This window comes from Actinoplanes sp. NPDC049599 (assembly GCF_044465625.1).
Lineage (GTDB): Bacteria > Actinomycetota > Actinomycetes > Mycobacteriales > Micromonosporaceae > Actinoplanes.
In genome coordinates this window covers 49,465-74,490 of record NZ_JBITLX010000032.1, presented here as the reverse complement: position 1 = coordinate 74,490, position 25,026 = coordinate 49,465, and the positions used below count along the sequence as shown (strand labels likewise).

25 protein-coding genes are annotated in these 25,026 nt (G+C 71.9%); 14 read left to right on the top strand and 11 right to left on the bottom strand.

The genetic code is table 11. The annotated features are described in order from the left end of the window. The first annotated feature begins 28 nt into the window (after window positions 1–28). From ACIBQZ_RS36755 to ACIBQZ_RS36740, 4 genes are all read left to right on the top strand, one after another. Window positions 29–1,390, top strand: coding sequence for an extracellular solute-binding protein (locus ACIBQZ_RS36755; RefSeq protein WP_396093501.1), 1,362 nt, complete (start codon window positions 29–31; stop codon window positions 1,388–1,390). 66 nt (window positions 1,391–1,456) lie between these two features. After that, entirely contained in the window at window positions 1,457–2,416 is a 960-nt protein-coding gene (locus ACIBQZ_RS36750; protein WP_396093500.1) for a carbohydrate ABC transporter permease, read from the top strand. Continuing rightward, window positions 2,413–3,273: a carbohydrate ABC transporter permease gene (locus ACIBQZ_RS36745; protein ID WP_396093499.1), complete on the top strand. Its 861-nt coding sequence runs from the start codon at window positions 2,413–2,415 to the stop codon at window positions 3,271–3,273. Before ACIBQZ_RS36750 ends, ACIBQZ_RS36745 begins: the two co-directional genes overlap by 4 nt. 23 nt (window positions 3,274–3,296) lie before the next feature. Further along, on the top strand, window positions 3,297–4,814 hold the full coding sequence (locus ACIBQZ_RS36740; protein WP_396093498.1) for an alpha-N-arabinofuranosidase: 1,518 nt from the start codon (window positions 3,297–3,299) through the stop codon (window positions 4,812–4,814). A 15-nt stretch (window positions 4,815–4,829) separates the two neighbouring features. Here the strand turns inward: ACIBQZ_RS36740 and ACIBQZ_RS36735 are convergent, their stop codons facing one another. Genes ACIBQZ_RS36735 through ACIBQZ_RS36720 form a run of 4 tightly spaced genes read right to left on the bottom strand, consistent with a single transcriptional unit; the run spans window position 4,830 to window position 8,663 of the window. Continuing rightward, window positions 4,830–5,294: a DUF3237 family protein gene (locus tag ACIBQZ_RS36735; protein WP_396093497.1), complete on the bottom strand. Its 465-nt coding sequence runs from the start codon at window positions 5,292–5,294 to the stop codon at window positions 4,830–4,832. Next, window positions 5,291–6,988 carry a CocE/NonD family hydrolase gene (locus ACIBQZ_RS36730; RefSeq protein WP_396093496.1) on the bottom strand — a complete coding sequence of 566 codons (1,698 nt, stop codon included), beginning with the start codon at window positions 6,986–6,988 and terminating at the stop codon, window positions 5,291–5,293. The genes ACIBQZ_RS36735 and ACIBQZ_RS36730 overlap by 4 nt, the downstream gene beginning before the upstream one ends. Continuing rightward, window positions 6,985–7,437, bottom strand: coding sequence for a MarR family winged helix-turn-helix transcriptional regulator (locus ACIBQZ_RS36725; protein WP_396093495.1), 453 nt, complete (start codon window positions 7,435–7,437; stop codon window positions 6,985–6,987). Before ACIBQZ_RS36725 ends, ACIBQZ_RS36730 begins: the two co-directional genes overlap by 4 nt. Next, window positions 7,434–8,663, bottom strand: coding sequence for a flavin-dependent oxidoreductase (locus ACIBQZ_RS36720; protein WP_396093533.1), 1,230 nt, complete (start codon window positions 8,661–8,663; stop codon window positions 7,434–7,436). The genes ACIBQZ_RS36725 and ACIBQZ_RS36720 overlap by 4 nt, the downstream gene beginning before the upstream one ends. A gap of 123 nt (window positions 8,664–8,786) precedes the next feature. Here ACIBQZ_RS36720 and ACIBQZ_RS36715 point away from each other — a divergent pair, with 123 nt between their 5' ends. Both ACIBQZ_RS36715 and ACIBQZ_RS36710 read left to right on the top strand, forming a co-directional pair. Then, on the top strand, window positions 8,787–9,746 hold the full coding sequence (locus tag ACIBQZ_RS36715) for a sulfotransferase family protein (protein ID WP_396093494.1): 960 nt from the start codon (window positions 8,787–8,789) through the stop codon (window positions 9,744–9,746). 118 nt (window positions 9,747–9,864) lie between these two features. Beyond that, complete coding sequence (locus ACIBQZ_RS36710; protein ID WP_396093493.1) at window positions 9,865–10,305, top strand: hypothetical protein; 441 nt, start codon at window positions 9,865–9,867, stop codon at window positions 10,303–10,305. A gap of 103 nt (window positions 10,306–10,408) precedes the next feature. Here ACIBQZ_RS36710 and ACIBQZ_RS36705 read toward each other — a convergent pair whose 3' ends face one another. Beyond that, window positions 10,409–11,647, bottom strand: coding sequence for an NAD(P)/FAD-dependent oxidoreductase (locus ACIBQZ_RS36705; protein ID WP_396093492.1), 1,239 nt, complete (start codon window positions 11,645–11,647; stop codon window positions 10,409–10,411). Continuing rightward, the gene (gene folE / locus ACIBQZ_RS36700; protein WP_396093491.1) at window positions 11,647–12,243 is read right to left on the bottom strand and encodes a GTP cyclohydrolase I FolE; all 597 of its coding nucleotides are present in this window, start codon (window positions 12,241–12,243) and stop codon (window positions 11,647–11,649) included. The genes ACIBQZ_RS36705 and folE overlap by 1 nt, the downstream gene beginning before the upstream one ends. A gap of 103 nt (window positions 12,244–12,346) precedes the next feature. Between folE and ACIBQZ_RS36695 the strand changes: the two genes are divergently transcribed. Then, window positions 12,347–12,976, top strand: coding sequence for a helix-turn-helix transcriptional regulator (locus tag ACIBQZ_RS36695; protein ID WP_396093490.1), 630 nt, complete (start codon window positions 12,347–12,349; stop codon window positions 12,974–12,976). A 14-nt stretch (window positions 12,977–12,990) separates the two neighbouring features. Here the strand turns inward: ACIBQZ_RS36695 and ACIBQZ_RS36690 are convergent, their stop codons facing one another. Then, window positions 12,991–13,707, bottom strand: coding sequence for an adenylate kinase (locus ACIBQZ_RS36690; RefSeq protein ID WP_396093489.1), 717 nt, complete (start codon window positions 13,705–13,707; stop codon window positions 12,991–12,993). 322 nt (window positions 13,708–14,029) lie between these two features. Between ACIBQZ_RS36690 and ACIBQZ_RS36685 the strand changes: the two genes are divergently transcribed. From ACIBQZ_RS36685 to ACIBQZ_RS36675, 3 genes are all read left to right on the top strand, one after another. Further along, window positions 14,030–14,233 carry a cold-shock protein gene (locus ACIBQZ_RS36685; RefSeq protein ID WP_203840614.1) on the top strand — a complete coding sequence of 68 codons (204 nt, stop codon included), beginning with the start codon at window positions 14,030–14,032 and terminating at the stop codon, window positions 14,231–14,233. A 154-nt stretch (window positions 14,234–14,387) separates the two neighbouring features. After that, complete coding sequence (locus ACIBQZ_RS36680; protein WP_396093488.1) at window positions 14,388–14,669, top strand: hypothetical protein; 282 nt, start codon at window positions 14,388–14,390, stop codon at window positions 14,667–14,669. An 85-nt stretch (window positions 14,670–14,754) separates the two neighbouring features. After that, entirely contained in the window at window positions 14,755–15,612 is an 858-nt protein-coding gene (locus tag ACIBQZ_RS36675; protein ID WP_396093486.1) for a hypothetical protein, read from the top strand. Between the two features lie 4 nt (window positions 15,613–15,616). Here ACIBQZ_RS36675 and ACIBQZ_RS36670 read toward each other — a convergent pair whose 3' ends face one another. Beyond that, window positions 15,617–17,305 carry a cellulose binding domain-containing protein gene (locus ACIBQZ_RS36670; protein ID WP_396093485.1) on the bottom strand — a complete coding sequence of 563 codons (1,689 nt, stop codon included), beginning with the start codon at window positions 17,303–17,305 and terminating at the stop codon, window positions 15,617–15,619. 205 nt (window positions 17,306–17,510) lie between these two features. Here ACIBQZ_RS36670 and ACIBQZ_RS36665 point away from each other — a divergent pair, with 205 nt between their 5' ends. From ACIBQZ_RS36665 to ACIBQZ_RS36655, 3 genes are all read left to right on the top strand, one after another. Beyond that, a complete protein-coding gene (locus tag ACIBQZ_RS36665; RefSeq protein ID WP_396093484.1) occupies window positions 17,511–18,551 on the top strand; it encodes a serine hydrolase domain-containing protein in 1,041 nt (346 codons plus the stop codon). A 110-nt stretch (window positions 18,552–18,661) separates the two neighbouring features. Next, window positions 18,662–19,681, top strand: a complete 1,020-nt coding sequence (locus ACIBQZ_RS36660; protein ID WP_396093483.1) for a DUF5937 family protein — start codon at window positions 18,662–18,664, stop codon at window positions 19,679–19,681. A gap of 44 nt (window positions 19,682–19,725) precedes the next feature. After that, entirely contained in the window at window positions 19,726–20,244 is a 519-nt protein-coding gene (locus tag ACIBQZ_RS36655; RefSeq protein WP_396093482.1) for a hypothetical protein, read from the top strand. Window position 20,245: 1 nt separating this feature from the next. Here ACIBQZ_RS36655 and ACIBQZ_RS36650 read toward each other — a convergent pair whose 3' ends face one another. After that, on the bottom strand, window positions 20,246–21,151 hold the full coding sequence (locus ACIBQZ_RS36650) for a DUF1295 domain-containing protein (protein WP_396093481.1): 906 nt from the start codon (window positions 21,149–21,151) through the stop codon (window positions 20,246–20,248). Window positions 21,152–21,268: 117 nt separating this feature from the next. On the opposite strand from ACIBQZ_RS36650, the gene ACIBQZ_RS36645 reads away from it, so the two are divergent. Next, window positions 21,269–23,392 (top strand): ATP-binding protein, encoded by a 2,124-nt coding sequence (locus ACIBQZ_RS36645; RefSeq protein WP_396093480.1) that lies wholly within the window; start codon window positions 21,269–21,271, stop codon window positions 23,390–23,392. A gap of 584 nt (window positions 23,393–23,976) precedes the next feature. On the opposite strand, the gene ACIBQZ_RS36640 is transcribed toward ACIBQZ_RS36645, so the two are convergent. Together ACIBQZ_RS36640 and ACIBQZ_RS36635 are read right to left on the bottom strand one after the other, a co-directional pair. Then, on the bottom strand, window positions 23,977–24,315 hold the full coding sequence (locus tag ACIBQZ_RS36640; protein ID WP_396093479.1) for a hypothetical protein: 339 nt from the start codon (window positions 24,313–24,315) through the stop codon (window positions 23,977–23,979). Window positions 24,316–24,327: 12 nt separating this feature from the next. Further along, window positions 24,328–25,026, bottom strand: a complete 699-nt coding sequence (locus tag ACIBQZ_RS36635; protein ID WP_396093478.1) for a calcium-binding protein — start codon at window positions 25,024–25,026, stop codon at window positions 24,328–24,330.

The window sequence follows — 25,026 nt, the reverse complement described above, 5'->3', positions numbered from 1 at the left end:
CTCGACTCTCTTCAGGAGGCCCGGAGAAATGCCTATCAGCAGACGCCTGCCCGCAGTCGCCACCGCTGTGGCCGTCGTCCTCGGACTGTCCGCCTGCAGCGGCGGCGACGACGGCGCCGACCCGGCCCGCGCCAAGCCCACCAACTGCACCAACAAGATCGTGCACGAGGACGCGAACCGCGTGTCGGTCTGGGCCTGGTACCCCAACATGGCCAAGGTCGTCGACAACTTCAACAACGCCCACACCGACGTGCAGGTCTGCTGGACCAACGCCGGCCAGGGCCAGCCGCAGTACGCGAAGTTCCAGACCGCGATCGCGGCCAAGAAGGGCGCCCCCGACGTCATCATGCTCGAGTCCGACCAGCTGGTCGGCTTCGAGATCCAGGACGCGCTGGTCGACCTGGCGCCGTTCGGCGCCGGCGAGGTGAAGAAGAACTTCAGCGAAGGCGCCTGGAAGGACGTCTCGCAGGGCAACGCCGTGTACGCCATCCCGGTCGACGGCGGCCCGATGGCCCTGATCTACCGCACCGACGTCTTCACCAAGTACGGCATCAAGACCCCGCCGAAGACCTGGCCCGAGTACGCCGCGGCGGCGGCCAAGGTCAAGGCGGCCGGCGGACCGGTGTTCGGCGACTTCGGCAGCAACGTCCCGGCCGTGACCACCGCCCTGATGATCCAGAAGGGTGCCCAGCCGTTCGTCTACGACCTGTCCGACAAGCAGAACATCACCATCAAGCTGGACGACCAGGCCACCAAGGACGTCCTCACCTTCTGGGGTGACCTGGCCAGGCAGGGGCTGGTCGGCAAGGAGGACCAGTTCACCACCGACTACATCTCCGGCATGGTCGGCGGCAAGTACGCCACCTACGTCTCGGCCGCCTGGGCGCCCGGCTACCTGACCGGTGCCGGGGTCGGCAGTGGCAAGGAGAAGGGCACGTTCGCGGTGGCCCCGCTGCCGCAGTGGGATCCGGCCAACCCGGTCGCGGTGAACTGGGGCGGTTCCACCTTCGCGGTGACCAGCCAGGCCGGCGACAAGGCGGCCGCGGCCAAGGTCGCGATGGGCCTGTACGCCGATGAGCCGTCGCTGACCGACGGCTGGAAGACGCAGACCATCTTCCCGCTCAATCAGAGCGTGCTGACCTCCGCCGAGTTCGTCGGCGCCAAGAGCGCGTTCTTCAATGGCCAGACCGCCAACAAGGACATCTACATCCCGGCCGCGAACGCGTACCGGGGCGCGGTCTACAGCCCCTTCACCGTCTACTACTACGCCCAGCTCCAGGCCCAGATCGCGAAGATCAACGCGGGCCGGACGACCGGCGCGCAGGCCGCCACCGACCTGCACAACGAGATCGTCAAGTACGCGAAGACCCAGGGCTTCACCGTGCGCTGATCCGCCCCGGGCGGCCGCGTACCCGGGCGGCCGCCCGGACCCCATCCGCATGAAGGGAGACGTGCCGTGGCCGGCATCGTCGGCACCGAGCCGAGCGCGAACCGCGCCGGCGTAACCGATCCACCCGGCGTCGCGCCGGCCCGCCGCCGGTCCACCCGGCGCGGCGCCCTGGGCTGGCTGTTCATCCTCCCGTTCCTGGTGGTGTTCCTGGCATTCCTGGTGGCACCGCTGGCCTACGCGGGATACCTCAGCCTCTACACCAAGGGACTGGCGACCGGCACGACGTTCGCCGGCGTCGACAACTACACCCGCGCGTTCAGCGACCCGTCGTTCCTCAAGGGTCTGTGGTTCGTGCTGCGGTTCAGCCTCGTGGTGATCCCGCTGCAGGTGATCGTGGCGCTGGTCGCGGCGCTGGTGCTGGACGAGGTCACCGGCCGGCTGGCGCGCTTCTCCCGGCTCGTGATCTTCCTGCCGTACGCGATCCCCGCGGTCCTCGGCGCGTTGATGTGGGGATTCCTCTACAGCCCCAGCTTCGGACCGATCGAGCAGATCGCGACGTTGTTCGACGTGCGGGCGCCGTTCCTGCTCAGCCAGGGCAACATCTTCTACGGCCTGCTCAACGTCGTCACCTGGCAGTGGGCCGGCTACTACATGATCATCATCTATGCGGCGCTGCGCAGCATCGACACCTCGATCTACGAGGCGGCCCGGATGGACGGCGCGAACGCACGCCAGATCGCGTTCCGGATCAAGGTGCCACTGGTCTCCTCGGCGCTCACCCTCATCCTGATCTTCTCGCTGATCGGCACCCTGCAGTTCTTCACCGAACCGCAGATCCTCGGCCCGATCGCCAACGGCACCGTCACGCCGGACTTCACCCCGAACATCTACGCGTTCAATCTGGCGTTCAGTTACGCCCAGTTCAACTACGCCTCGGCGATCTCCTTCTCACTGGGCTTCGTGGTGTTCGTGACGGTCGCCGTCTTCATGGTCGTCACCCGCAAGAAGGGGAGCATCTTCACGTGATCGACGCGCGGCGCGGGCCCCGCCACATCTGGGCGAAACTGCTGCTACTGGCCATGGTCTGCTACTTCCTCGTGCCGGTCTGGTGGCTCGTGGTGGCCAGCACCAAGAACGCACAGGGCCTGTTCTCCGGCTCCGGCGCACTGTGGTTCTCCGGCTTCCACCTGTTCGACAATCTCGGCGACCTGTTCACCTTCAACAACGGCGAGTACCTGCGCTGGCTGGGCAACTCGGTGCTGTACGCGTTCGTCGGCGGCATCGGCTGCACGGTCGTGTCGGTGCTGGCCGGGTACGGCTTCGCCAAGTTCGGCTTCCGCGGCCGCAACGCGGTCTTCGCGCTTGTCCTCGGCTCGGTCATGGTGCCGCTCACCGCCCTGGTCATCCCGACCTTCGTGATGATGAGCAACGTCGGGCTCACCGACACGATCTGGGCGGTGATCCTGCCGTCGCTGCTCAGCCCGTTCGCCGTCTACCTCATGCGGGTCTACGCGGCCGCGTCCGTGCCGGACGAGCTGCTGGACGCGGCCCGGATCGACGGCGCCGGCGAGTTCCGGACGTTCTGGCAGGTGGCGTTGCCGCTCATGCGTCCCGGCGTGATCACCGTCCTGCTGCTGTCGGTGGTCGGCACCTGGAACAACTACTTCCTGCCGCTGACCATGCTGTCCAGCTCGAAGCTCTACCCCCTTACCGTGGGCATCGGGCTCTGGTCGCAACTGGCCAGCTCCAACAACGGCGGCGGCCAGTCGCTGTGGAACCTGATCATCGTCGGCTCGCTGGTATCGATCATCCCGCTGATCATCGCCTTCCTCACCCTGCAGCGGTACTGGCAGGGCGGGCTGGCCCTGGGCAGCCTCAAGTGACCCGCTCAATCCCTGGGAGCCCCGTGTTTTCCGCTTCGCTCAGCCTGGACCCGGCCTTCACCATCGCGCCGGTGTCCCGGCGCACCTTCGGCTCGTTCGTCGAGCACATGGGCCGATGTGTCTACACCGGCATCTACGAGCCGGGACATCCCAGCGCGGACGCCGACGGCTTCCGCCAGGACGTGCTCGCCCTGGTCCGCGAACTCGGCGTCTCCGTGGTCCGCTACCCCGGCGGCAACTTCGTCTCCGGCTACCGGTGGGAGGACGGCATCGGCCCGGTCGCCGACCGGCCGGTCCGCCGCGACCTGGCCTGGCACAGCCTGGAGACCAACGAGGTCGGCATCGACGAGTTCATGCGCTGGGCGGACAAGGCCGGCGTCGAGGTGATGTACGCGGTCAACCTGGGCACCCGCGGCGTGCAGGAGGCGCTCGACGTCCACGAGTACCTCAACCACCCCGACCGCACCCGGCTGGCCGAGTTGCGCCAGGCCAACGGCACGCCGAAGCCGTACGGGGTGAAGATGTTCTGTCTCGGCAACGAGATGGACGGGCCCTGGCAGACCGGGCACAAGACCGCCCGTGAGTACGGCCGGCTCGCCGTGGAGACGGCGCGGGCGCTGCGTTCCGCCGAGCCGGGCCTGGAACTCGTCGCCTGCGGCAGCTCCAGTTCCACGATGCCGACCTTCGCCGCCTGGGAGGCGGAGGTGCTGGAGCTGACCTACGACGCGGTCGACTACATCTCCGCGCACGCCTACTACGAGCCCGTCGACGGCGACCTGGCCAGCTTCCTGGCCTCCGCGGTGGACCTCGACCACTTCGTGCACAGCGTGGTGGCCACGGCGGACAGCGTCGGCGCGCGGCTCAAGAGCAAGAAGCGCCTGAACATCTCCTTCGACGAGTGGAACGTCTGGTACCTGCGGGAGTTCGAGGCGCGGCGGGACACCGAGGTCACCGAGTGGCAGGTGGCGCCGCGCGTCATCGAGGACTGCTACTCCGTCGCCGACGCCGTGGTGGTCGGCGGCCTGCTCATCGCGCTGCTGCGGCACAGCGACCGGGTGACCGCGGCCTGCCAGGCCCAGCTCGTCAACGTGATCGCGCCGATCCGCACCGAGCCCGGCGGCCCCGCCTGGCGGCAGACCATCTTTCACCCGTTCGCCATCACCTCCCGGCTGGCGAGGGGCGAGGTGCTGCGCGTCGAGGCGCGCTGCCCGACCTACGAGACCGCGCGCTTCGGTGCGGTGCCGACGCTCGACGCGGTCGCCACGCACGACACCGACAGCGGCGACGTGACCGTCTTCGTGGTCAACCGTGACCTGTCACAGGCCGCGGAGTTGACCGTGCCGGTGGCCGGCTTCGGCACCGGGCTGCGGGTCGCGGAGTCCTGGACGCTCGCCGACGAGGACCTCATGGCGGTGAACACCGCGGCGGCACCGGACCGCGTGGTGCCCCGCCCGGCGGACGACGCCCGGGTGGCCGACGGCGTCCTGCGTGCGACACTGCCGCCGGTTTCCTGGACCGCGATCCGGCTGAGCCGGCCCTGACCCGGCGATGCGGGATCAGGTGACCCGGTAGGCGGTGTAGCGCACCCGGTCGGCCTCGCGGATCGCGGAGGCCACGAAGAGGGACTGCTCCAGGGCCGCCAGCGCCGGGTCGGCGGTCTCCAGCCGTACGCCGAGCCGGAAGTAGTACTCCGACGGGTCGACCGGGTCGCCGCGCAGCAGGGCCTCGAGGATCTCCGGGCGCCCGGTGCGGACACCGGACGTACGGATGTAGACGTGGCCGCCGCCGGCGGTGCGCGCCGAGTAGCGGGTGTCGATCTCGATCGCGCCGTCCGGGCGGACCAGTTGCCAGTCGGCGCCGCCGGGCAGGATGTCGGCCGCGAACAGTCCGGTGACCCGGCCGCCGATGATCGGCACGACGCGGCGGTGGCCGGCGCGGGTCATGCCGTGGTCCTCCAGCGCGCCGAGCCGGGCCTCGACCTCGAACGCGGTCTCCAGGCCGGGCACCGCCGGCGCGCTCACCCGGGCTGCCCCGGCGACCAGACCGGCAGGTCGAGCCGGGAGGGGCGGAACTCGGCGTGGGAGATCTCCTGGGTGGCGCGGTGCAGGGTCGCCGCCTCGGCGGCCGGTTCGCCGGAGCCGGGGTTGCGGGCGTACCGCGGGTGGGCGCCGGAGCTGACCTGCACGCTGATCCGGTGACCGGCCGCGAAGCGGTGGAAGGCCGGCCAGAGCGGGACCGTCACCTCGCGGAAGCCGTCCTCGTCGGGTTCCGGGTCGGTGACGGCCGCCGCGATGCCACCGATCCGGCGGATGCCGTCGCAGACGGTCATCGAGCGGCCGTCGGGGTGCAGGTCGCAGACCCGGACGAAGACGTCGGCGCTCGGCTGCGACGACCGGAAGCGGATCCGGGCCAGCGGCTCGCCGGCGATCGTGACCGGGTCGGTGAGCGGGTCGCCGCGGAAGACGGCCACGTCGGCGCGGTTCTCGTGGGCGGCGTTGTCGATCGGGCCGGAGTTCGGCAGCAGGCTGGGGCCGCCGAGCGCGGGGGTGGGGTCGGCGGGGTCGTAGCCGTAGGTGGTCACCCCGCCGGTCGGGGGCTCCGGGGAGAGCCGGCCCTGCTCGTGCAGGTGCCAGGGCCGGTTGGTGACGCCCGGCGGCGGCCAGCACGGCAGGTCGTGCCACTGGTCCGCGCCGGTGCGGTACGCGCGGACGAGCGCCGGCCGGTCGTTCGGAGCGCCGGCGAAGTGTTCCTTGAGGAACGCGACGGTCTCGCCCACCGCCGGGCCGCCCATGCCCCGGGAGGTGTGCCCCCACGGCCCGACGGTGAGCCGGGGCGGCCGGCCGGCGGCGGTGAGCTGGGCGTGGTTGCGCAGCTGCCAGGGCAGGAAGATGTCGTACCAGCCGGTGATCATGTAGACCGGGGCGGTGACGTCGGGGACCGAGGCGGTGTGCGACTGCCGGGTCCAGTAGTCGTCGGTGAGCCGCTCGTGGCTGACCCAGTCCTGATACCAGTGCACCGCCCTGCCGGTGGCGACGGTGTCACCGGCGCTCAACGGCAGCACGCCGAAGGCCCGGCGCAGCTTGGGGTCGGGGCGCAGCAGGGCCAGTCCGAGCGGGAGCAGGTCCCGGCGGATCATCCGGTCCATCAGCTGCGTCCAGCCGAGCGCGTTGCGCAGCGAGAACGCGGCGTTGTCCCAGGTGATCGCGCCGAAGTCGGGCATCGTCACGAGCAGGCAGAGCGCGTCGGGGGCGTGTGCGGGGTCGTCGAGCGCCAGCCGCCCGGCCACGGCCCACTGGGTGTAGCCCAGATAGCTGGGCCCGAACGTGGCGACCGAGCCGGTGCACCATGGCTGCCGGCGTACCCAGCGGTGGGTGGCGATGCCGTCGGCCTGCTCGTCGAGCTGCGGGGTGAAGACACCGCCGGAGCCCGAGGTGCCCCGGCAGCTCTGGAACAGCACCGGGAACCCCTCCCGGGCGAGCGCGCGGGCCTGGCCGGCCACCGGGCCGCGGCGGCCGTACGGCCCCCGGATCACGATCGTCGGCAGCCGTGGGTCGGTCGGCCCGATCGGGGTGATCAGGTCGGCGAGCAGCTCGACGCCGTCGTCCATCGGCACGCGCAGGTCCCGGCGGATGGTGATGTCGTGCGGGCCGGGGGTGAGGCCGGCGAGGGTCCGTGCCTGCACCCATCGGGAGAACCGCTGTCGCAACGTCCTCATGAGACCTCCTTGGCGAGCGCGAGCGCGTCGCGCAGGCGTTCCAGTGCGGGCACCGCGGCGGCCAGGGCCGCCCGGTCCGCGGTGGACAGGGTGGCCGCGGCGCCGGCGACGAGGTTGCCGCTCGCGAGGTCGAAGCGGTCGAACAGGTCGAGGGCCTTCGCGGTGGCGAGCACCTCGACGTGGCGGCGGTTGCCGGGGCGCGGCCGGCGCTCGACCAGCCCGTTCGCCTCCATCGTGGAGAGCAGGTTGCTGACGGTCGGGCGGCTCAGCCCGAGCCGGTCGGCGAGCTCGCCGGGGCCGGCCACGGTGGCCCGGGGCAGCGCCCGGATGATCTCGATCTGCGCGTCCGGGATCTCCGGCAGGCGCTCGGCGGCCCGGGCGGCGGCCAGCAGCGTCCGGCGCAGCGGCGAGATCACCGCCGCCAGCCGGGCCGCGTCCAGGTCGGTCACGGCAGGATGCCCGAGCCGGACGGCGGAGTCAGCGAGGGGCGCTCGTTCAGCGCGGCGGGGTGGAAGCCGGCCGCCTTCTTGTAGCCGGTGGCGATCGCGGCGAGCTCGTCCGCCGGGACGACGTCGTGGATGTGCGCGAACCCGTCCGGCGCCCGCTCGTGGGCGAGCACCATCACCTGCTCCGGGCCCTGCCGCCGGTTGCTCAGCACGAGCGCGGTGGTCGCCGGCCGCCGGTCCGCCTCGTACGCGGCGAGCGCCCGCGCGACCGTCGGCGCGGTGGCGAGGTGGAAGGCGAGCGTACGGGCGTCCAGGATCGCCTGCGACGCCCCGTTCGAGCCGTTGGGATACATCGGGTGTGCCGCGTCCCCGAGCAGCGTGGTGGTCCCGTGGGTCCACGAGCCGATCGGATCCCGGTCCACCATCGGGTATTCGAGGATCTCGTCGGCGGCGGCGAGCAGTCCCGGCACGTCCAGCCACGGGAACCGCCAGTTCCTGAAGAGCGCGACGATCGGTGCGGGGTCGACCGCCCGGTTCCAGTCCGCGTCCGCCCCGGCGAACCCGGGACCGCGGCGCTCGGCGACGACATTGATCAGGTCCGGGCCGATCGGGTACGCGACGACCTTCTGCCCCGCGTCCCCGGCCATGATCATGGTCCGCCCGTCCAGGAACCCCGGCACCCGCGCCGTGCCGCGCCACAGGGTCAGCCCGTTCCAGACGGGCGCTCCCTCGCCGGGCTGTCCCTGCCGGCGCAGCGCCGAGTGGATGCCGTCCGCCCCGATGATCAGGTCACCCGCGACGTCGACCTCGCCGGCCGCCGTCGCGAAGCGCGCCACGCCGTGCGCGGCGCCGACGAGCCGGTGCCCGGTGTGCACGACGCCGGCCCCCAGCCGCTCCCGGACCGCGGCGAGCAGTTCCAGCTGGAACCGGCCGCGGTGCACCGACAGCTGCGGCCAGCGGTAGCCGGCGTCCAGGCCGCGCGGCTCGCGCCAGATCTCCTGGCCGTGCCGGTTGTAGTAGGCGAGCGTGCCGGGTGCGGTGCCCAGCGCGGCGACGCGCTCACCGAGGCCCAGCTCGGTGAGCTCACGGACGGCGTGCGGGAGCAGGTTGATCCCGACGCCGAGCGGCCGCAGCCCGGCGGCCCGCTCGTAGACGGCGATGTCGCGGAACCCGGCCCGGTGCAGGCTGAGCGCGGCGGTGAGCCCGGCGATGCCGGCACCCACGATCACGATCGTCAACCCGCCACCCCCGCTGCCGCGTACTTCCGCACAGTTTTGTGACAAACATGTTGCGCGTCAAGAGGGCCGGTTATCTCGTTGCGCGGGCGCGGCTCCGGGACTTAGCTGAACGCCATGTCCACCCCCTCACCGGTCTTCGTCGCGGGTACGGGTCGTTCGGGAACCTCGCAGCTCGCGGACATCCTCGGCGAGCACCCGCTGATCCACCGGATCCCGATCGAGACCCGGTTCATCGTCGATCCGGGCGGCCTGCGGGACCTGGCGGACGCTCTCACGATCCGGTGCGACCCCATCGTCGGGGAGGACGCGCTCCGCAGGCTGGGTGACATGCTGACGGTGCGGCTGCCCGGCCGGCTCGGCCGCGATCGGGGTTACACCGTGCCGATGGCGATCGGGGAGCGGCACTACTGGGACGCGGTGGGACGGCTGTGGTCGGAGCTCGTCGCCTGCACGTACGACGAGGCCGTGCCCGCGGCGGGGGCCCGGCACGCCGACTGGCCGGCCGGGCCGTTCGAGCCGCAGCGCCACCGGCGGGCGCTGCCGAGATACTTCAGCGATCGCCGCGACCTGCTCACGATCCTGCGCCGCGCCGTCGACACGATGTTCGGGGGAGCGGCCGCCGACGCCGGAAAGCCGGGCTGGTGCGAGAAGACCCCGTTCAACCTGCTGTGCATGGACTTCCTCTGGGAGCTGGTCCCCGAGGCGACCATCGTGCACATCAAGCGCCACCCGGTCGCGGTGGTCGCGTCGCACGTCGACCAGCCCTGGGCGCCGTCCACGGTCGACGGCGCGCTCGCCTGGCTCAAGCCGGTCTACGACCGATGGCTGACCTGGAAGACCACGGCCGACCTGACGGGCCGGCGCTACGTGGAGGTGCGGGCCGAGGATCTCGCCGCCGACTGGCCCGGGCAGCGCCGCGCCCTGTTCGCCCGGCTCGGCGTCGACGACCACGCGACCCGATCGACGTTCGAGCCGCACCGCCTGGACAACCGCAAGGACCAGTTCGACCCCGCAACCCGCGGGTACGTCGAACGATCACTCGAGGGGGTCATCCCCGCCATGGGATACGGGTAGCGCCCGATCGGTTACTGTCGCGCCCGGCCGCCGCGGTCTAGCGTGACGTTCTGACAGGTCACGCGGCTTTGCTGACAGCGCGGAAGTGATGACCATGCAACGGGTAGCGGTACAACGGGTGCTTCACCGGTTCGGCGGGCTGACCAAGGATCTCGACCTGACGGATCAGGTCGACGACGAGGTCCGCGCGGGACTGGAACGCCTCGACGGCGGCTCGCAGGACGACCGGGCCACCGCCCTGTTCCTGGCGGCCGCCCTCCGGACGGGCTCGCTGTCCCGGATCACGCTCTCCGTCGACGGCGGCGCCGATGACGCAGATATCTACGGCGACACGCTGCTGATCCGCGAGGCCCTGCGCGGCGACCCGGACCGGCTCGACACGGCGCTGCGCAACGCCGTCGCGGCCCACGGCACGGCCCTGTTCGAGCGGGCCACCGTGAAAGGGGCCGTCGCGGAGTCCGGCGACTGGCAGTGCGCGCTGACCTGCCTGGCCTGCTCGCTGTTCGACGTCGGCTGCGAGGCGTGCCAGGCGTGCAGCGACATCCCACCCCACGTCTGAGCCGTGCTGCAGAGGCTCCCGGGAGCAGGCGCCGGCGTGAGCCGCCGGGATCGCCGCCGCCTGCACGCCGCTCCCGCTGCCCGCACCTGCGGGCGAGAGCCGGTCATGAGCTGAGCGCCGCGAGCGGGACCGCGGGATCCTCCAGCGCGGCCCGGTCCACCCGGGTGCCGGCCAGCCCGGCGCGGATCAGGTCCTGGATCGGGTCGGTGACGTCCCAGACGTTGACGTTCATGCCCGCGGCCACCCGGCCGTCGATCGTCCAGAACGCCACGAACTCGAGCCGGTCGAGGTCGCCCCGGATCACCAGCTCCGTGGCGGCTCCGGGCGGGATCCAGCCCGCGTACTCCATGCCCAGGTCGTACTGGTCGGTGAAGAAGTACGGCAGCCGGTCGTACCGGATGTCCTGGCCGAGCATCGCGCGGGCCGCGGCCGGACCGGAGTGCAGGGCGTGGGACCAGTGCTCGACCCGGACCCGGGCGCCGAGCAGCGGGTGGGCGACGTTGGCGACGTCGCCGGCGGCGAAGATGTCCGGGTCGTCGGTGCCCAGCCGGCCGTCGACGAGGATGCCGTTGTCCACCGGCAGGCCCGCCCGCTCGGCCAGCCCGGTCTCCGGGGTGACGCCGACCGCGATCAGGACGACGTCGGCGTCCAGGACGGTGCCGTCGTCGAGGACGACCTGCGAGACCCGGTCGGTGCCGCGGATCTCCCGGGTACGGGCGCCGAAGTGGAAGACGACCCCGTGCCGGCGGTGCAGGCCGGCGAAGACGGCGGCCATCCGGTCGCCCAGCACGCGCTGCAGGGGCAGGTCGGCCGTCTCGACGACCGTGACCGTGGCGCCGCGCGCGCGGGCCGCCGCGGCGACCTCCAGGCCGATCCAGCCGGCGCCGATCACGACGAGCCGGGTGCCGTCGGCCACGGCGTCCGCGATCCGTGCGGAGTCGGCGAGGGTGCGCAGCTGCAGCACCCCGGGCAGGTCGGCGCCGGCCACCGGGAGGTCTCGCGGGGTGGCGCCGGTAGCGAGCAGGAGCTTGTCGTAGCCGAGTTCCTCGCCGCCGGTCAGCCGCACCCGCCGGGCCGCCCGGTCGATCGCGGTGACGGTGCAGGCGGTGCGCAGCTCGACGGCGTGGTCGGGATACCACGTCGTGTCGTGCACGTGGACGGCGTCGCGCTCGGTGGTGCCGAGCAGCAGGCCCTTGGACAGCGGCGGCCGCTCGTACGGGCGTTCCGGCTCGCTGCCGAGCAGGACCACCCGGCCGGTGAATCCCTCCGCGCGCAGGGTCTCGGCGGCGGTGGCGCCGGCGAGTCCGGCGCCGACGATGACGAAGGTGCGGTTGTCGGCCATCACCGGCCGCCGATCCCGGCGAGGGCGAAGAACTCGGCCCGGGAACGGCCGTCGTCGCGCAGGGTGCCGAGCAGCGTGGACGTGACGGTGCGGGCGCCGACGGCCTGTACGCCGCGCAGGCTCATGCAGAGGTGCTCGGCCTCGATGACCACGCCGACGCCGCGGGCGTGCAGGTGCTGGTCGAGCCAGCCGGCGATCTGCTTGGTGAGCCGTTCCTGCACCTGGGCGCCGTGCGCGAAGAGCTCCACCACGCGGGCGAGCTTCGACAGGCCGAGGATGCGGCCGCCGGGCAGGTAGCCGACATGCGCGACGCCGACGAACGGCAGCAGGTGGTGCTCACACAGCGACCTGATCGGGATCGAGCGGGCCAGCACGAGCTCGTCGTAGCCCTCGTCGTTGTCGAAGGTGGTGAGGTCGAAGGCGCGCGGGGTCAGCAACTCCGCGTAGGCGCGAGCCATCCGCGCCGGCGTCTCGGCCAGGCCCGGCGCCGTCAGGTCGAGGCCCAGGGCGCTCAGGAACTCCGCCGCCGCGCGTTCGGCGCCGCCCGGGTCGCGGCCGGTGCGGCGAGGAATGATCCGTTCTGCGGTGACCGTCATCGAGGGCCTTCCAGGGTTTTCGCTAGCGCCGATTGGCGTTATTGCCATCCTGGACCCTCGGCCGCGCAAATTCAATAGCGGCGGTTGGTGATAATCTGCGGGGGTGACCGACCCCTGGATCGCCGTGGCCACCCTGGTCGACGCTTCCCGCCGAGCCCTGTACGACTACGTGCGCCGGCAGGACCACCCGGTCGGCCGGGAAGAGGCGGCCGAGGCGACCGCGATGTCCCGCGGCCTGGCGGCGTTCCATCTGGACAAGCTGGTGGAGGCCGGCCTGCTCACCGCCCGGTACGAGGCTCCGGCCGGCCGGCCGCGCGGCCGTGGCCGCGCCCCGAAGGTGTACGAGCCGCTCGGCGACGGCCTGGCCGTCACGATCCCGCAACGGCAGTACGAGCTGATCGCGGACATCCTCGCCGAGGCCGCGAGCAGCGGCCAGGCCCCGGCCGAGGTGGCCGGTCGGCGTGGCCGTGACCTGGGCGCGAGCCTGCTCGGCACGAGCATCGCGGACGCACTCGAGCACCTCGGCTTCGAGCCCGACCGCCGGGCGGAGGGCATGCGGCTTGGCAACTGCCCGTTCCACGCGCTGGCCGCCCGGCACACCGCGCTGGTCTGCGACCTCAACCTCCGGTTCGTCACCGGGCTGCTCGGCGGCCTCGACGAGGTCGCCGAGGCGCGCCTGGCTCCCCGCCCCGGCTCCTGCTGCGTGGAACTGCTGCTCCCGCCGTCCGGCTGACCGGGGCGGGCGGGTCAGCCCCGGGGCGGGCTCTGGCCGAAGGCGGCGCCGAGGCCGGTCAGGTCCACCGAGCGGCGGGCGTGTTCGGGTACGTGGTCGATCAGGGGGCGCATCGCCTCCAGCGCGGTGAGGATCTGCCGCGCGACCCGGTCCACCGGCCGTACGGCGTCCACCGAGACCAGGATGCCGCGCCCGGCGTACCAGTCGATGATCGGATGGGTCACCTCGTGGTAGAGGGCGAGCCGCCGGCGGATGATCTCCTCGGTGTCGTCCGAACGGCGTTCCAGCGCCGCCCGGGCGAGCAGCCGGCGGGTCAGCTCCTCGTCGTCGGCCTTCAGGTGCAGGGCGACGTTCGCGGTCATGCCGAGGCTCAGGCCGATCTCGTACAGCGCGCGGGCCTGCTGCATGTTGCGGGGCATGCCGTCCAGGACGTAGCCGCCGCCGCTGTGCTTCGCGTCCAGGAACGCCGACCGCACCATGTCGAGCACGACGTCGTCGGGCACCAGCTCACCCTTGTCGAGCCGGTCCTGGACGGCGCGGCCCAGCTCGGTGCGCCGCGCCACGTGGTCGCGCAGCAGGTCACCGGTGGCGATGTGCGGGATGCCGAAATGCGTGGCGATCAGCGCGCCCTGAGTGCCCTTGCCTGCGCCGGGAGGAGCGACCAGTAAGACCCGCATCACGTTGCCCTTCCACCGGTGGGGCTCGTCCTGGCCGGCACGCAGCCCCGTCACCTTCGTCTGCCGTGCCCGCCGGGGGGCCGCGGCACGGTGACGATCGTAAGGCCGCGACCACGATCGGACACCCCGTGGTGTCCGGGGGTTCGTCACAAGAATGGATGACCCAAGGCGGTTTCAGCCGCCGCTACCGGGCCCGCCCAGGCTCATGTGCTACGGTCGTCTTGTTGCAGTTTTGATTTCCGTAGACGTTTTCCGGCGCCTGATGGGTTATCTGAAACCCATCCTGGCGCCTTTCGTTTTTCGTGTCGTTTCGACGCGGGTGATCAACGCGGCGGCGCCCGGGACCGCACAGTGCGGTCCCCACCAAGGAGCAGACATGACTACAGGTACCGTGAAGTGGTTCAACGCTGACAAGGGCTTCGGCTTCATCAGCCCGGACGACGGTGGCGCGGACGTCTTCGCCCACTTCTCCGCGATCTCGACGAGCGGCTACCGCAGCCTCGACGAGAACCAGAAGGTGGAGTTCGACATCACCCAGGGCCAGAAGGGCCCGCAGGCGGAGAACATCCGCCCGCTCTGATTCACGTTCTGCGAACGGCGGCCCGAGATTTCAGCGGGCCGCTGTTCGCCGTTTCACCCGCTTACCACCGCACCGCGAAAATGTCTGATCGGCAGAATGCCCGCCGTCTCGGTGTGGTGCCTGCACGGCGCTGCATCCTGAAGGGTTGACGACTATGACCACGACCTACTCGGGTCCCGCCAGGCTTATCCTGGTCGACGGCGCATGCATATCCGGCATGGCCTCCCTCAGCACCAACCAGCGCGGCGGGATCAACGGCTGGGGCGGCACGTTCCGCCCGGACGAGATCACGACGGACCTCCGCAACGCGGTCGACGGGCTGCAACTGGAACTGCCCTACGACCGGCTGGGCACGGTCTCCGTCACCGGCATGCGCAAGCTGCTCGCCTCGCAGGTGCTGATGTCGCTGGCAGGCCAAGGCCCCGCACCCTTCTGACGGCGCGCGGGGGCGGTGCCCGCGCGAACCACCCGGTGCGTACTGGACCTTGACCGGCGCCCCCGCGGCTCGTTTGGCTACGACCATGAGTGTGCCCTCCGCCCCGCGCCGCCTGTGGGCGCTGTTCGAGCCCCTGCACGCCGTCACCTACTTCACGCCGCAGGCCGCCGCCGCCTTCGGGGAAGCCGGGCTGACCGGCTTCTGGCGGCGCTACTTCGCCGGGCGGGCCGCGGCGCTCGGCGCGGTCGGCCCGGGGCCGGTGACGGCCGCGTTCTTCGGGTTCGCGCCGGCCATGGTGTCGCGGGCCCTGCCGGACGTGTGGACGCGGATCGCCCCGTCCGCGGCGATCGCCGCCCGGACCGCCGGGGCGCGCGCGGCGCTGACCGACCTGTTCCCGGACCTGCCGCCGTCCGCTGTGGCTGAGGCCGCCGACCTGCTCGGCTCGGCGGCGCGGGCGGCCGACCTGCCCGGGCGGGTGCTGGCCGCGGCCCACGCCGACCTGCCGTGGCCGCCGGACCCGATCGGCCGGCTCTGGCACGCGGCCACGATCCTGCGCGAGCACCGCGGCGACGGGCACGTGGCCGCGCTGCTCACGGCGGGCGTGGACGGGTGCGAGTCGCTGGTGTGGCGGGTGGGCCTGGACGGCGGCCGCCTCCGCGAGGTGACCCAGCCGGCCCGCGGCTGGACCGACGAGCAGTGGCAGGACGCCGCGCGGCGGCTCGAGAAGCGCGGGTGGCTCACCGCCGAGGGCGTGGCCACCCCCGCGGGACGCAACGCGTACGCCGAGGTCGAGGCGGTCACCGATCGGCTGGCCGAGACGCCGTGGCGGCACCTGGGCGACGCGGGCGCCGAGCGGTGCGCCGACCTGCTGGCGCCGCTCGCCGCCCGCGCCTGGACGGTGCTGCCGGACGACAACCCCATCCCGCTGCGCCGGCCGAGCTGAGCCGCTACAGGGTGAACACCACGGTGGAGATGCTGCGGGCCGGGACGGTGACGGTGACCTGTCCGCCGTTGACGCTGGTCGGCTGACCGGCCGCGTTGGCGTTCTGGGAGGTCAGGTAGTGCTCCGCCCGGGTGACGTGCTGCGGCGCCTGGAGCACGGCGTTGCTGACCGCGCTGGTCGAGCGGTTGAGGATCACCAGCGTGATCTTGCCGCCGCCCTGGTACGCGGTCACCTCCAGCGGCGCGGCCTTGGTGCTCTTGGTCAGGGCGACCCGCTGGTATCCGGGGCGGACGTACTTGGCGAACTGGGAGAAGGCGTACCCGCGCTTGAGCGGGGCTCCCGCGGTGGTGCCGTACGCGGACTCGCCGTCACCGATGAAGGAGTAGTAGCGCTTGCCGTACCACCAGATGTAGGCGCTCCAGTTGGACTCCATCGACTTGTGCACGGTGCGCATGATGTCGTCGAGGGTCTCGTCCCAGACCGCCTGGTTGCCCGGGTTGCCCCAGATGTTGGAGCCGCTGCCGTCGGCCTCGTGGAAGTTCCACTCGGTCATCCACACCGGCTTGCCGTGCTGGTCGGCCAGCGGGTACGGCTTCAGCCGCCCCGAGTCCTCGGTGCCGTACAGGTGGCCGCCGAGGTAGCCGACGTTGTTCCGGGCGCCCGCGTCGTTCAGGGTCGGATCGGTGTAGCCGTAGTTCAGGTTCACCGCCTCGGCGACCATCAGCCTGGTGTTCTGCACCTTCGCGCCCTGGTCGCGGACGAAGTCACGCAGCTCGGTGCCGCTCCAGTCCATCGAGTCGTAGGCCGGGTGCCAGTCCGGCTCGTTCTGCACCGAGGTCACGTCGATCGCCACGCCCTGGTTCTTCATGTACTGGACGTAGCTGTTCAGATGATTGGCATAGTCGTCGTAGTAGTCGGTCTTCAGCTTGCCGCCGTTGATCCGGCTGTTGTTCGTCTTCCACGCCGCCGGCGCGGTCCACGGCGACGCGAGGATCTTCACATTCGAGCCGTACGATTTTGCGGTCTTCAGCGCGTTCACCTGGGTCGGCCATTCACCGGAGACCGGCGATATCCCGGTACGCACGATCGACAGCCCGAGTTGACCGGCGCCCGTGCCGACCAGCGTCTGCGTCTCGGCCGTCGACCAGGCGCCGCCCCAGATCGACACCGCGGCGCCGAACCCGTCGACGGTCTGGTATCTGGTGGCGGTGTTGACCGTGACGTCGGGCGTGGTGACGGGCCCGGTGGTCGGCGGCGTCGTGGGCGGGGTGGTCGGCCCGGTGGTCGGCGTCGTCGTGCCGCCGGTGCAGGCCACGCCGTTGAGCGCGAAGGCGGTCGGCGCGGGGTTGCTGCCGGGCGAGGAGCCGTTGAAGCCGAACGAGGCCGTGCCGTTGGTGGCGATGGACCCGTTGTAGCTGACGTTCCTGGCGGTGACCGCGGCGCCGTTCTGGGTCAGCGTCGTGTTCCAGGCCTGCGTGACCGTCTGACCGGCGCTGTAGGACCAGGTCAGGGTCCAGCCGGTCAGCGGGTCGCCGAGATTGGTGATGGTGACGTCGGCGCCGAAGCCACCCTGCCACTGCGACGACACGGTGTACTTCACCGCGCAGCCGGCGGCCGCGGCCCCGGCGGGCAGCGCCACGGCAACCGCGGCCGCGGTGAGCATGACGGCGCCGGCCACTCCGAGTTTTTTCATCAATTCGCTCCTGAAAGGAGGGTGACGCCCTGGGAGCGCTCCCATAGATATGCGGCAATGTTGCCAGAATGTTTCCGGTTATTCAAGAACCGGTGGAATGGCATTGGCGCGACTTATGCGATGCGGCCGGCGTAACATTTTCTCGATTGATTCTGCCCCCGGAAAATCGGTGGTCTGCCGGGGCCGCCCGGCCTAGCGTCGCGACATGGACGAGACGGGCGGTGGGAACAACGACTGGATCCGTGGCTTCCGGGCGATAGCGGAGGCGGAGGCGGCGGAGTGGCGCTTCGCCGGGGCGGTGCTGGTCGGCCGCGGCGGCGAGAGAGTGCTGGCCGAGGCGTACGGCCTGGCCGATCGCGAGGAGAAGATCCCGAACGAGGTGTCGACCCGTTTCCGCAACGGGTCGCTGACCAAGATGTTCACGGCGGTGGCGGTGGGCCGGCTGATCCAGGCCGGCCTGGTGGATCCCGCGGCCCCGGTGGGCGCCTATCTGACCGGCTACCCCAACCGGGACGTGGCCACCAAGGTCACCGTCCATCAGCTGCTGACGCACACCGGCGGCACCGGGGACATCTTCGGTCCGGAGTACGAGGAACACCACCGGGACGTCCGCACTGTCGCGGACTTCGTGCGGCTGCTCGGCGGGCGGGGTCCGCTGTACGAGCCGGGTGCCTGGTACGACTACAGCAACTACGGGTTCGTCCTGCTGGGCGCCGTGATCGAGCAGGTGAGTGGGCAGAGCTACTACGACTATGTGGACGACCACGTGTTCGCGCCGGCGGGCATGACCCGCACCGGGGCGCTGCCGTACGACGGGACGGTGGCCGAGCTGGCCGTCGGGTACACCGCCGAGAGCGGGCAGGTCACGCGGGACACCGACATGTTGCCGTACCGGGGCTCACCCGCGGGTGGCGGCTACACCACGGTCGAGGATCTGTGGCGGTTCGCCACCGCGCTCACCGGGCACCGGCTGCTCGACGCGCGGCACACCACCCTGGTGACCACGGCGAAGCTGAACGCCGGCTGGAGCGGCAGGTGCGTCGCGTACGGCTTCCTCGATCGCACGGTCTACGGCGTCCGTACGCTCGGTTGTCTCGGTGGGTCACCGGGCGCGAGCGCCGAACTGACGATCTATCCCGGCAGCGGCCACGTCGTGGCCGTGCTGGCCAACCTCGACCCGCCGGCGGCGTGGCAGGCCGCCGAGTTCATCTGCCACCGGCTGCCGGTGCGGGTCAGCCACCGGTAGCCCGCACGACCGGCTCGCGCGGCGCGATCATGCCCGGCCGCACGTCGCGGCGGGCGGGTGCGCATCCCGCGCGCTGTGCTGCCGCCACCACCATAAGTTACCGTCAATGGGTGATCGAGCTGCTGTGCGAGTCCGGTGACCTGGCGCGGATCCGGTTCGCCCGCTCGCCGATGCACGAGCTCATGACCAGCATGATCATCGGACGGCGGGCCGATCGGGCGCGGATGCACCAGCCGTGGGCGCGCTCGGTCCGGGGCGCCGTCGCCGGCCTGCGGCTCGACCTGCTCCGGCCGCTGCTCGGCGACCCGCGGTACTTCCCGGACTTCCTGACCCCGTCGCCGGATCGGCTGGACACCAGGTTCGCCGACGAGCTGGACCGCCTGCGTGCCACCCCGGAGGCGGTCGTCCGGTCGCAGCTGGACCTGCTCGGCGGTGCGGCGCCGCTGCCGGCGGCGCTCGTCCCGCTGTACGAGGACCCGGAACGTCAGCTCGGCCGGCTCGCCGCCGAGGTGCGGGGCTACTGGACGGCCGCGATCGAGCCGATCTGGCCCCGGCTGGCCGCGCTGCTCGATGCGGAGGTCGGCCACCGCGCCGACCAGCTCACGTCCGGCGGCATCGTGCGGCTGCTGGGCAACCTGCACCCGGAGCTGGAGTACGCGCAGGACGCCCTGCGGATCCGCTGGCCCACGTGGCAGTCGCAGAGCCGGCTCGACGGCGCCGGCGTGCTGCTGGTGCCCTGTGTGTTCGTCTGGCCCTCGCTGCTGGTCGACACCGATCCGCGGGCGCCGAAGCTGATCTACAGCCCGCGCGGTGTCGGGCAGGTCTGGGACGGCGCGGCGCGGCGGCCGGAGCTGCCCATCGCGGACCTGCTGGGGCGCAGCCGCGCGACGCTGCTGGCGAAGCTGGACCTGCCGCTGTCCACCACCCAGGTCGCCCGGGAGCTCGGGCAGAGCGCGGCGTCGGTCAGCGAGCACCTGTCGGTGCTGCGCCGGTCCGGCCTGGTCACCGCCCGCCGGTCCGGGCGGTCGGTGCTGTACCAGCGCACGCTGCTCGGCACCGACCTGCTGGGCGCCGCCGCGACCGGTGACCATTCGGCGAGGACCGAATCGTGGAGCCGCCGCGTGGGCTGACCCACCATTTCCGGGACAGGTGTCACGGATTTACGGAGGTCGACATGCGAGTGGTGAAGACAGTGCTGCTGGCCGCGGCTCTGGTCGCGGTGACCGCGGTTCCCGCGGCTGCCGCACCCGACGGTGGTGGCGGCGGGGGCTGGGAGCCGACCAGCACGCCGCCGTTCGTCCTCGCGGCGGGGCAGATCTGCTCCTTCGAGGTGAAGGGTGACATCGTCGCCGACCGCGAGTGGATGCGCACCCTCGCGACGTTCCCGGACGGCTCGCCGCGGGTGCAGGACTTCCGCGGGGTGCTGGTCATCCGGTTCACCAACACCGGCAACGGCCGGTCGGTCGTGCGTGACGCGACCGGCAGCATCCGCGTGTACTCCTTGGCGGACGGCTCGAGGATCCAGCAGCTCCACGGGCACAACGCGCTGCCGGTGCGGGCGGCCAACACCGGATTCCCCGGCGGCGACTACATCACTCACGGGGACTTCGTGGTGATCGACCGGCCGGGCGGTGTCCGGGAGGTCCCGGTTCAGCTCGGCACGATGGAGAACCTCTGCAAGACCCTCGCGTGATCTACGGAGAACGCGGCTTGCGGGGGAGCAGGGCCGGCACCCGGCGCATGTGGTCGGCGTAGGACGGGCGGCGGGACAGTGACCTGCGGTCCATCAGGGGCACGCTGACCGTCGTGAAGAGCAGGACCACGGCGATCGGGCCGAGCACCGTCCACCACCAGGACGGTGCGGCGGCCAGGCCGAACAGCCACATGCCCCACCAGAAACCGATCTCGCCGAGGTAGTTCGGATGCCGCGAGTACCGCCACAGTCCGCTGTCGAGCGTGCGGCCCCGGTGGGCGGGGTCGCGCGCGAACCGGCGCAGCTGCCGGTCCGCGACGGCCTCGACGGCGATGGCGGCGGCGGTCACCACCACGGCGGCGAGGTCGGCGAGCCCCCACGGCCTCCCGGTCGCCGTCACGGCGGGCCAGACCGGGAGCAGGCCGGCGAACACCACCAGCGTGGGCAGGAGCTGGATGCCGGTGAGGTTGATCAGCCACCACGGCAGCAGGCGCGGGCGTCGCTCGCGCACCTGCACGTACCGCCAGTCCTCGTGGTGCAGGCCGCGCCACGACGACGCCCAGTTGGCGGTCAGCCGGATCGCCCAGGCGAGCACGAGCAGCACGACAGCCGCCTGGCGGCCGGTGAGCGCGCTGGGGTCGGCGCCGGTCTGCCCCAGCACCCACCCGACCACGATCACGGCCGGTGCGACGCTCCAATAGGGATCGTAGAGGCTCGCGTTGGCGACCACCGTGCTCGCGGCGAACACGGCGGTGGCGACGAGGTCGGCGGCGAAGGTGAGCAGCAGCGGGTGCCGGCCAGGGAAAGCGGCGACCACGGCCCAGGCGGCAACGCCGGCGATGACGTAGGTCGAGGCCACGACGGCGAAGCCCGCGGACAGGTGCCGGCCGACCCGGTCCGCTGCCATGCGGAGAGCCTAGCCGGAGGGCCGGGCCGCCGGCGACGCCGGAACTGGCGAAGATCAATCCAATCAATCGCCCGATATGTTGCGCTATTTCCGGTACGGTCGTTCTTGGAGGTCCTCATGGCCGAGCGGGGACGGGTACGCGAGGAGCAGCCGGTGCCGGTGCAGTCCGGGCGCCTGGAGCTGAGCTCCGGCCTGTTGTCGCAGGTCGCCGCGGGGCATTTGGCCGTGCTGACCGCGCAGGCCGCGCAGGCGCCCACCGCGATGATCCATCTGCTGGAGGGTGACCAGCTGCGGCTGGTGGGCAGCTGTGGACTGCCCGCGCCGTGGGCATCCGCCCCTTCGGTGCCGGTGTCGTCGACCCTGGGCGGTCTTGTCATCGCCGAAGGACTGCCGGTGGTGATCGCCGATGTGCGGTCGGACGCCCGGGTGCCGCAGGACGACCCGGGGCATGCGGTGGGTGAGCGGGCCTACGTCGGCTTCCCGATCCGCGACGCCGCCGGGGACCTGGCCGGGGTGTGCGCGGTGCTGGACTACCACCCGCGCACCTGGGAGCCCGGCCACCTCGCCGCGGTGGACGAGGGTGCGCAGGCGTGCACCACGTTTGTCATCGAGCAGCTGTCGCACGGCCGGGCCGACCGGGCGCGCCGGCTGCTCGACGCCCTGCTCGACAGCCTGCAGTCGGGCGTCGCGGCGTGCGACGCCGACGGCCGGCTGGTCTTCACCAACGCGGCGAACCGCCGGCTCAACGGCGAACTGCCCGGCGACCTCGACCTTCGGGTGTGGGCCGAGCGACGGCTGGCGACCGACCCCGCCGCCACCTTGCCGCCCGCGGCGGTGCCGTTGCTGCGGGCACTGGACGGCGAACGCCTGCACGAGATCGAAGTCGTGGTCAAACGACCGCACGAACGGCCGTCGATGCTGCTCGCCGACGCGCAGCCGATCGTCGACGCGACCGGTGCGCTGCTCGGCGCGGTGGTCACCATGCAGGACGTCACCCAGACCCACAGCACCGCGCTGCTGAAGGACTGTGAGCTCGCGGTACGCCGGATCCTGTCCGGTTCCGACACCGAGAACACCGACGACCGGCTCGCCGAGGCCATCACCGCCATCGGGCGGATGCTGGGTTGGGCGGCCACCGAATTCTGGGGTGTCGACGAGGTCGGCAACGTCCTGCGCCGGGAATTCTGCTGGAGCGACGACGCGCACGTCCCGCCACCGGGCGGCCTGCCCGACAGCCTCGGCTACGGCGACGGGATGCCCGGACGGGCCTGGCAGACGTCCGAGGCGGTCTGGGCCGTGGACCTGTGCACGGACGCCGACGCCCGCGCGCAGACCCTCGACTGGGGTGAGCTGCGCTCGGCGGTGACCGTCCCGGTGCCCATCGGCTCGGTCACCCGCGGGGTGCTGACCTGCTACAGCGTCTACGCCGAGAGCGAGGACGACGCGCGCACCGCGGTCATGACCGGCATCGCCGCGCACATCGGCCAGTTCCTCGAACGCTGCCGCGCCGGCGCCCTGGCCGCCGAGCTCGACCGGAGCCGCGACGAGTACATCGCCCTGGTCGGTCACGAGATCCGCACGCCGCTGACCAGCATCGGCTCATACACCGAGATGATCCTCGGCGATCCCGACCTGCCGGCCGGGGACCGCGACATGATGCTGCACGTGGTGCAGCGCCGGGTCGCCGATCTGCACACCATCATCGACAAGCTCCTGGACATCGCCGGTCTGCAGGCCGGGCACATCACCGTGCAGCCCCGCGACATGGACCTCGGTGCCGTCCTGCGCGCCAGCAGCACCGCCGCCCACACCCACGCCGCGGACGTCACCCTCGACGTCGACCTGCCCGAGCAGGTGACCGTGTGGGGCGACCCGCACCGGCTGGCCCAGGTCGCCGACGAGCTTCTCGCCAACGCGTTCGCCTGGGTCGACGACGCCGGCCGGGTCACCGTGCGCGTCGCCGTCGACGGGACCGCGGCCCGGCTCAGCGTGTCCAACACCGGGCCGGTCATCTCCGAGGCCGAACGCGAACGGCTCTTCGACCGGTTCTTCCGCACCGCCACCGCCGGGCAGCGCGCCATCCCCGGCACCGGGCTCGGCCTGTCGCTGGCCCGCACCATCGTCGAGCTGCACGGCGGGAGCATCGTCGCCACCAGCGACGAGGACCCACCCGGCACCACGCTGACCGTGCGCCTGCCCTGCCACCGGCCCGCAACCAACCCTCTCGGCGCGCCGGGATAGCCAGGCAGGACGTCAGCGCAGGGCGGCCGGTACGGGTGTCCACCACCGCGGGTCTCCTCGGCAGTCGCCGGCAGCAGGACCACCCGCAGGAACCCGTGAGCGACGCCGGAATCGTTCGGGTCGGCGACACGCGGCACGACCCGCCGCACCGCCGCACCGCCGCACCGCCGCCTTGACGGTGCGGTCGAGCCCCTTCGCCGCAGCGTGCAGCCCATGGTCGCCGCCTGGCTCGACGACGATGCCGGCCCGGGGTGCGCGCTGGGGAAGGCCCGCGGCGTCCGCACGAACACGACCCCCTGGTCCTGCATGTGCGGTAGGGCGCCGCGTCCAGGATGACCACGAACTCGCCATCGGTACGCCGCAGCGCCGTGTTGATGTTGCCGGCCTCGGCGAACACGTGCTCGGTCCGCCGCAGGTAGCCCACGCCCTCGGCGGCGCCCGCGCCCCGGTGGTCAGCCGGCGCCGCCAGGCGAAGACCTCCGGCGGGTCCGGCTGGTGGGTGTGCGCGTCACGGTCCCCCGTGATCCAGCACGTTGCCGGGTTCATCCGGATGCGGGATTGGCCCGTGGAGGTTGGGGGGCATCTCAGGAGGAAAGGGGCGCGAGTGGTGGACCTTGTAGTGGTGTGGTGTGGCTGGAACGTTTTAGCTCATCAAGATCTGCGGGAAGGCTGCCGCTGAGGCTGCGACTGCACTGAATGGCGAACGTCGGGCGGTCACGGCGAGCCCACGCGCCGGCGCGCAGCGGCACGGTCACGAGGTGGCCGGCGCCGGCGAGGCGCACGCTGAGAACAACGACGTGCGCCGCGCTGGCGAGGCGCACGTTGAGAACAACGACGTGCGCCGCGCTGGCATGGCGCACGTTGAGAACAACGACGTGCGCCGCGCTGGCATGGCGCACGTTGAGAACAACGACGTGCGCCATGCGGCTGGCCGGCTACCCGGTGATCTCGTCCGTGCCGGCGCCGCCGCTGAGCTTGTCCTTGCCGGGGCCGCCGAGGAGGGTGTCGTCGCCGGCCTGGCCGTAGATGGTGTCGTTGCCGACGCCGCCCTGCAGCCAGTCGTCGCCCTTGCCGCCGTAGATGGTGTCGTTGCCGACGCCGCCCTGCAGCCAGTCGTCGCCCTTGCCGCCGTAGATGGTGTCGTTGCCCTTGCCGCCGTCGATCGCGTCGGTGCGGGCGCCGCCGGTGAGCTTGTCGTTGCCGCTGCCGCCGAACAGCCGGTTGCGGTTCGACCCGCCGGTCAGGGTGTCGTTGCCGGAACCACCCTCGGCGACCATCGGCACGCCGGTCTTGTTGGTGACCCGGTCGTTCTTGTTCCCGAGCGTCACGCTGAGCTCGGTCGGCGTGCGTGCGGTGGTGCACCTGACCTTGGTCCGGTCGCCCTTGACCGCCTTGCAGCCCTTGCCGGCCTTGATCGCGACCCGGTCGTTGAGCGTGACCGTGCGGCCCGAGATCGTGATGACCAGCGTGTTCGCCTTGCCCGCCGCGGCGGTGAACCGGACGACGCTGTTGTGCTCCCCGAGCACCTGGGCCGTGCCGGTGGTGGCGGCCTGCGCCGGCGCGGCCAGCAAGGTCGTCGTGGCGGCCACCGCCACCCCGATCGCGGCCAGTGCCTTGCGGTTGAACAGGTACAT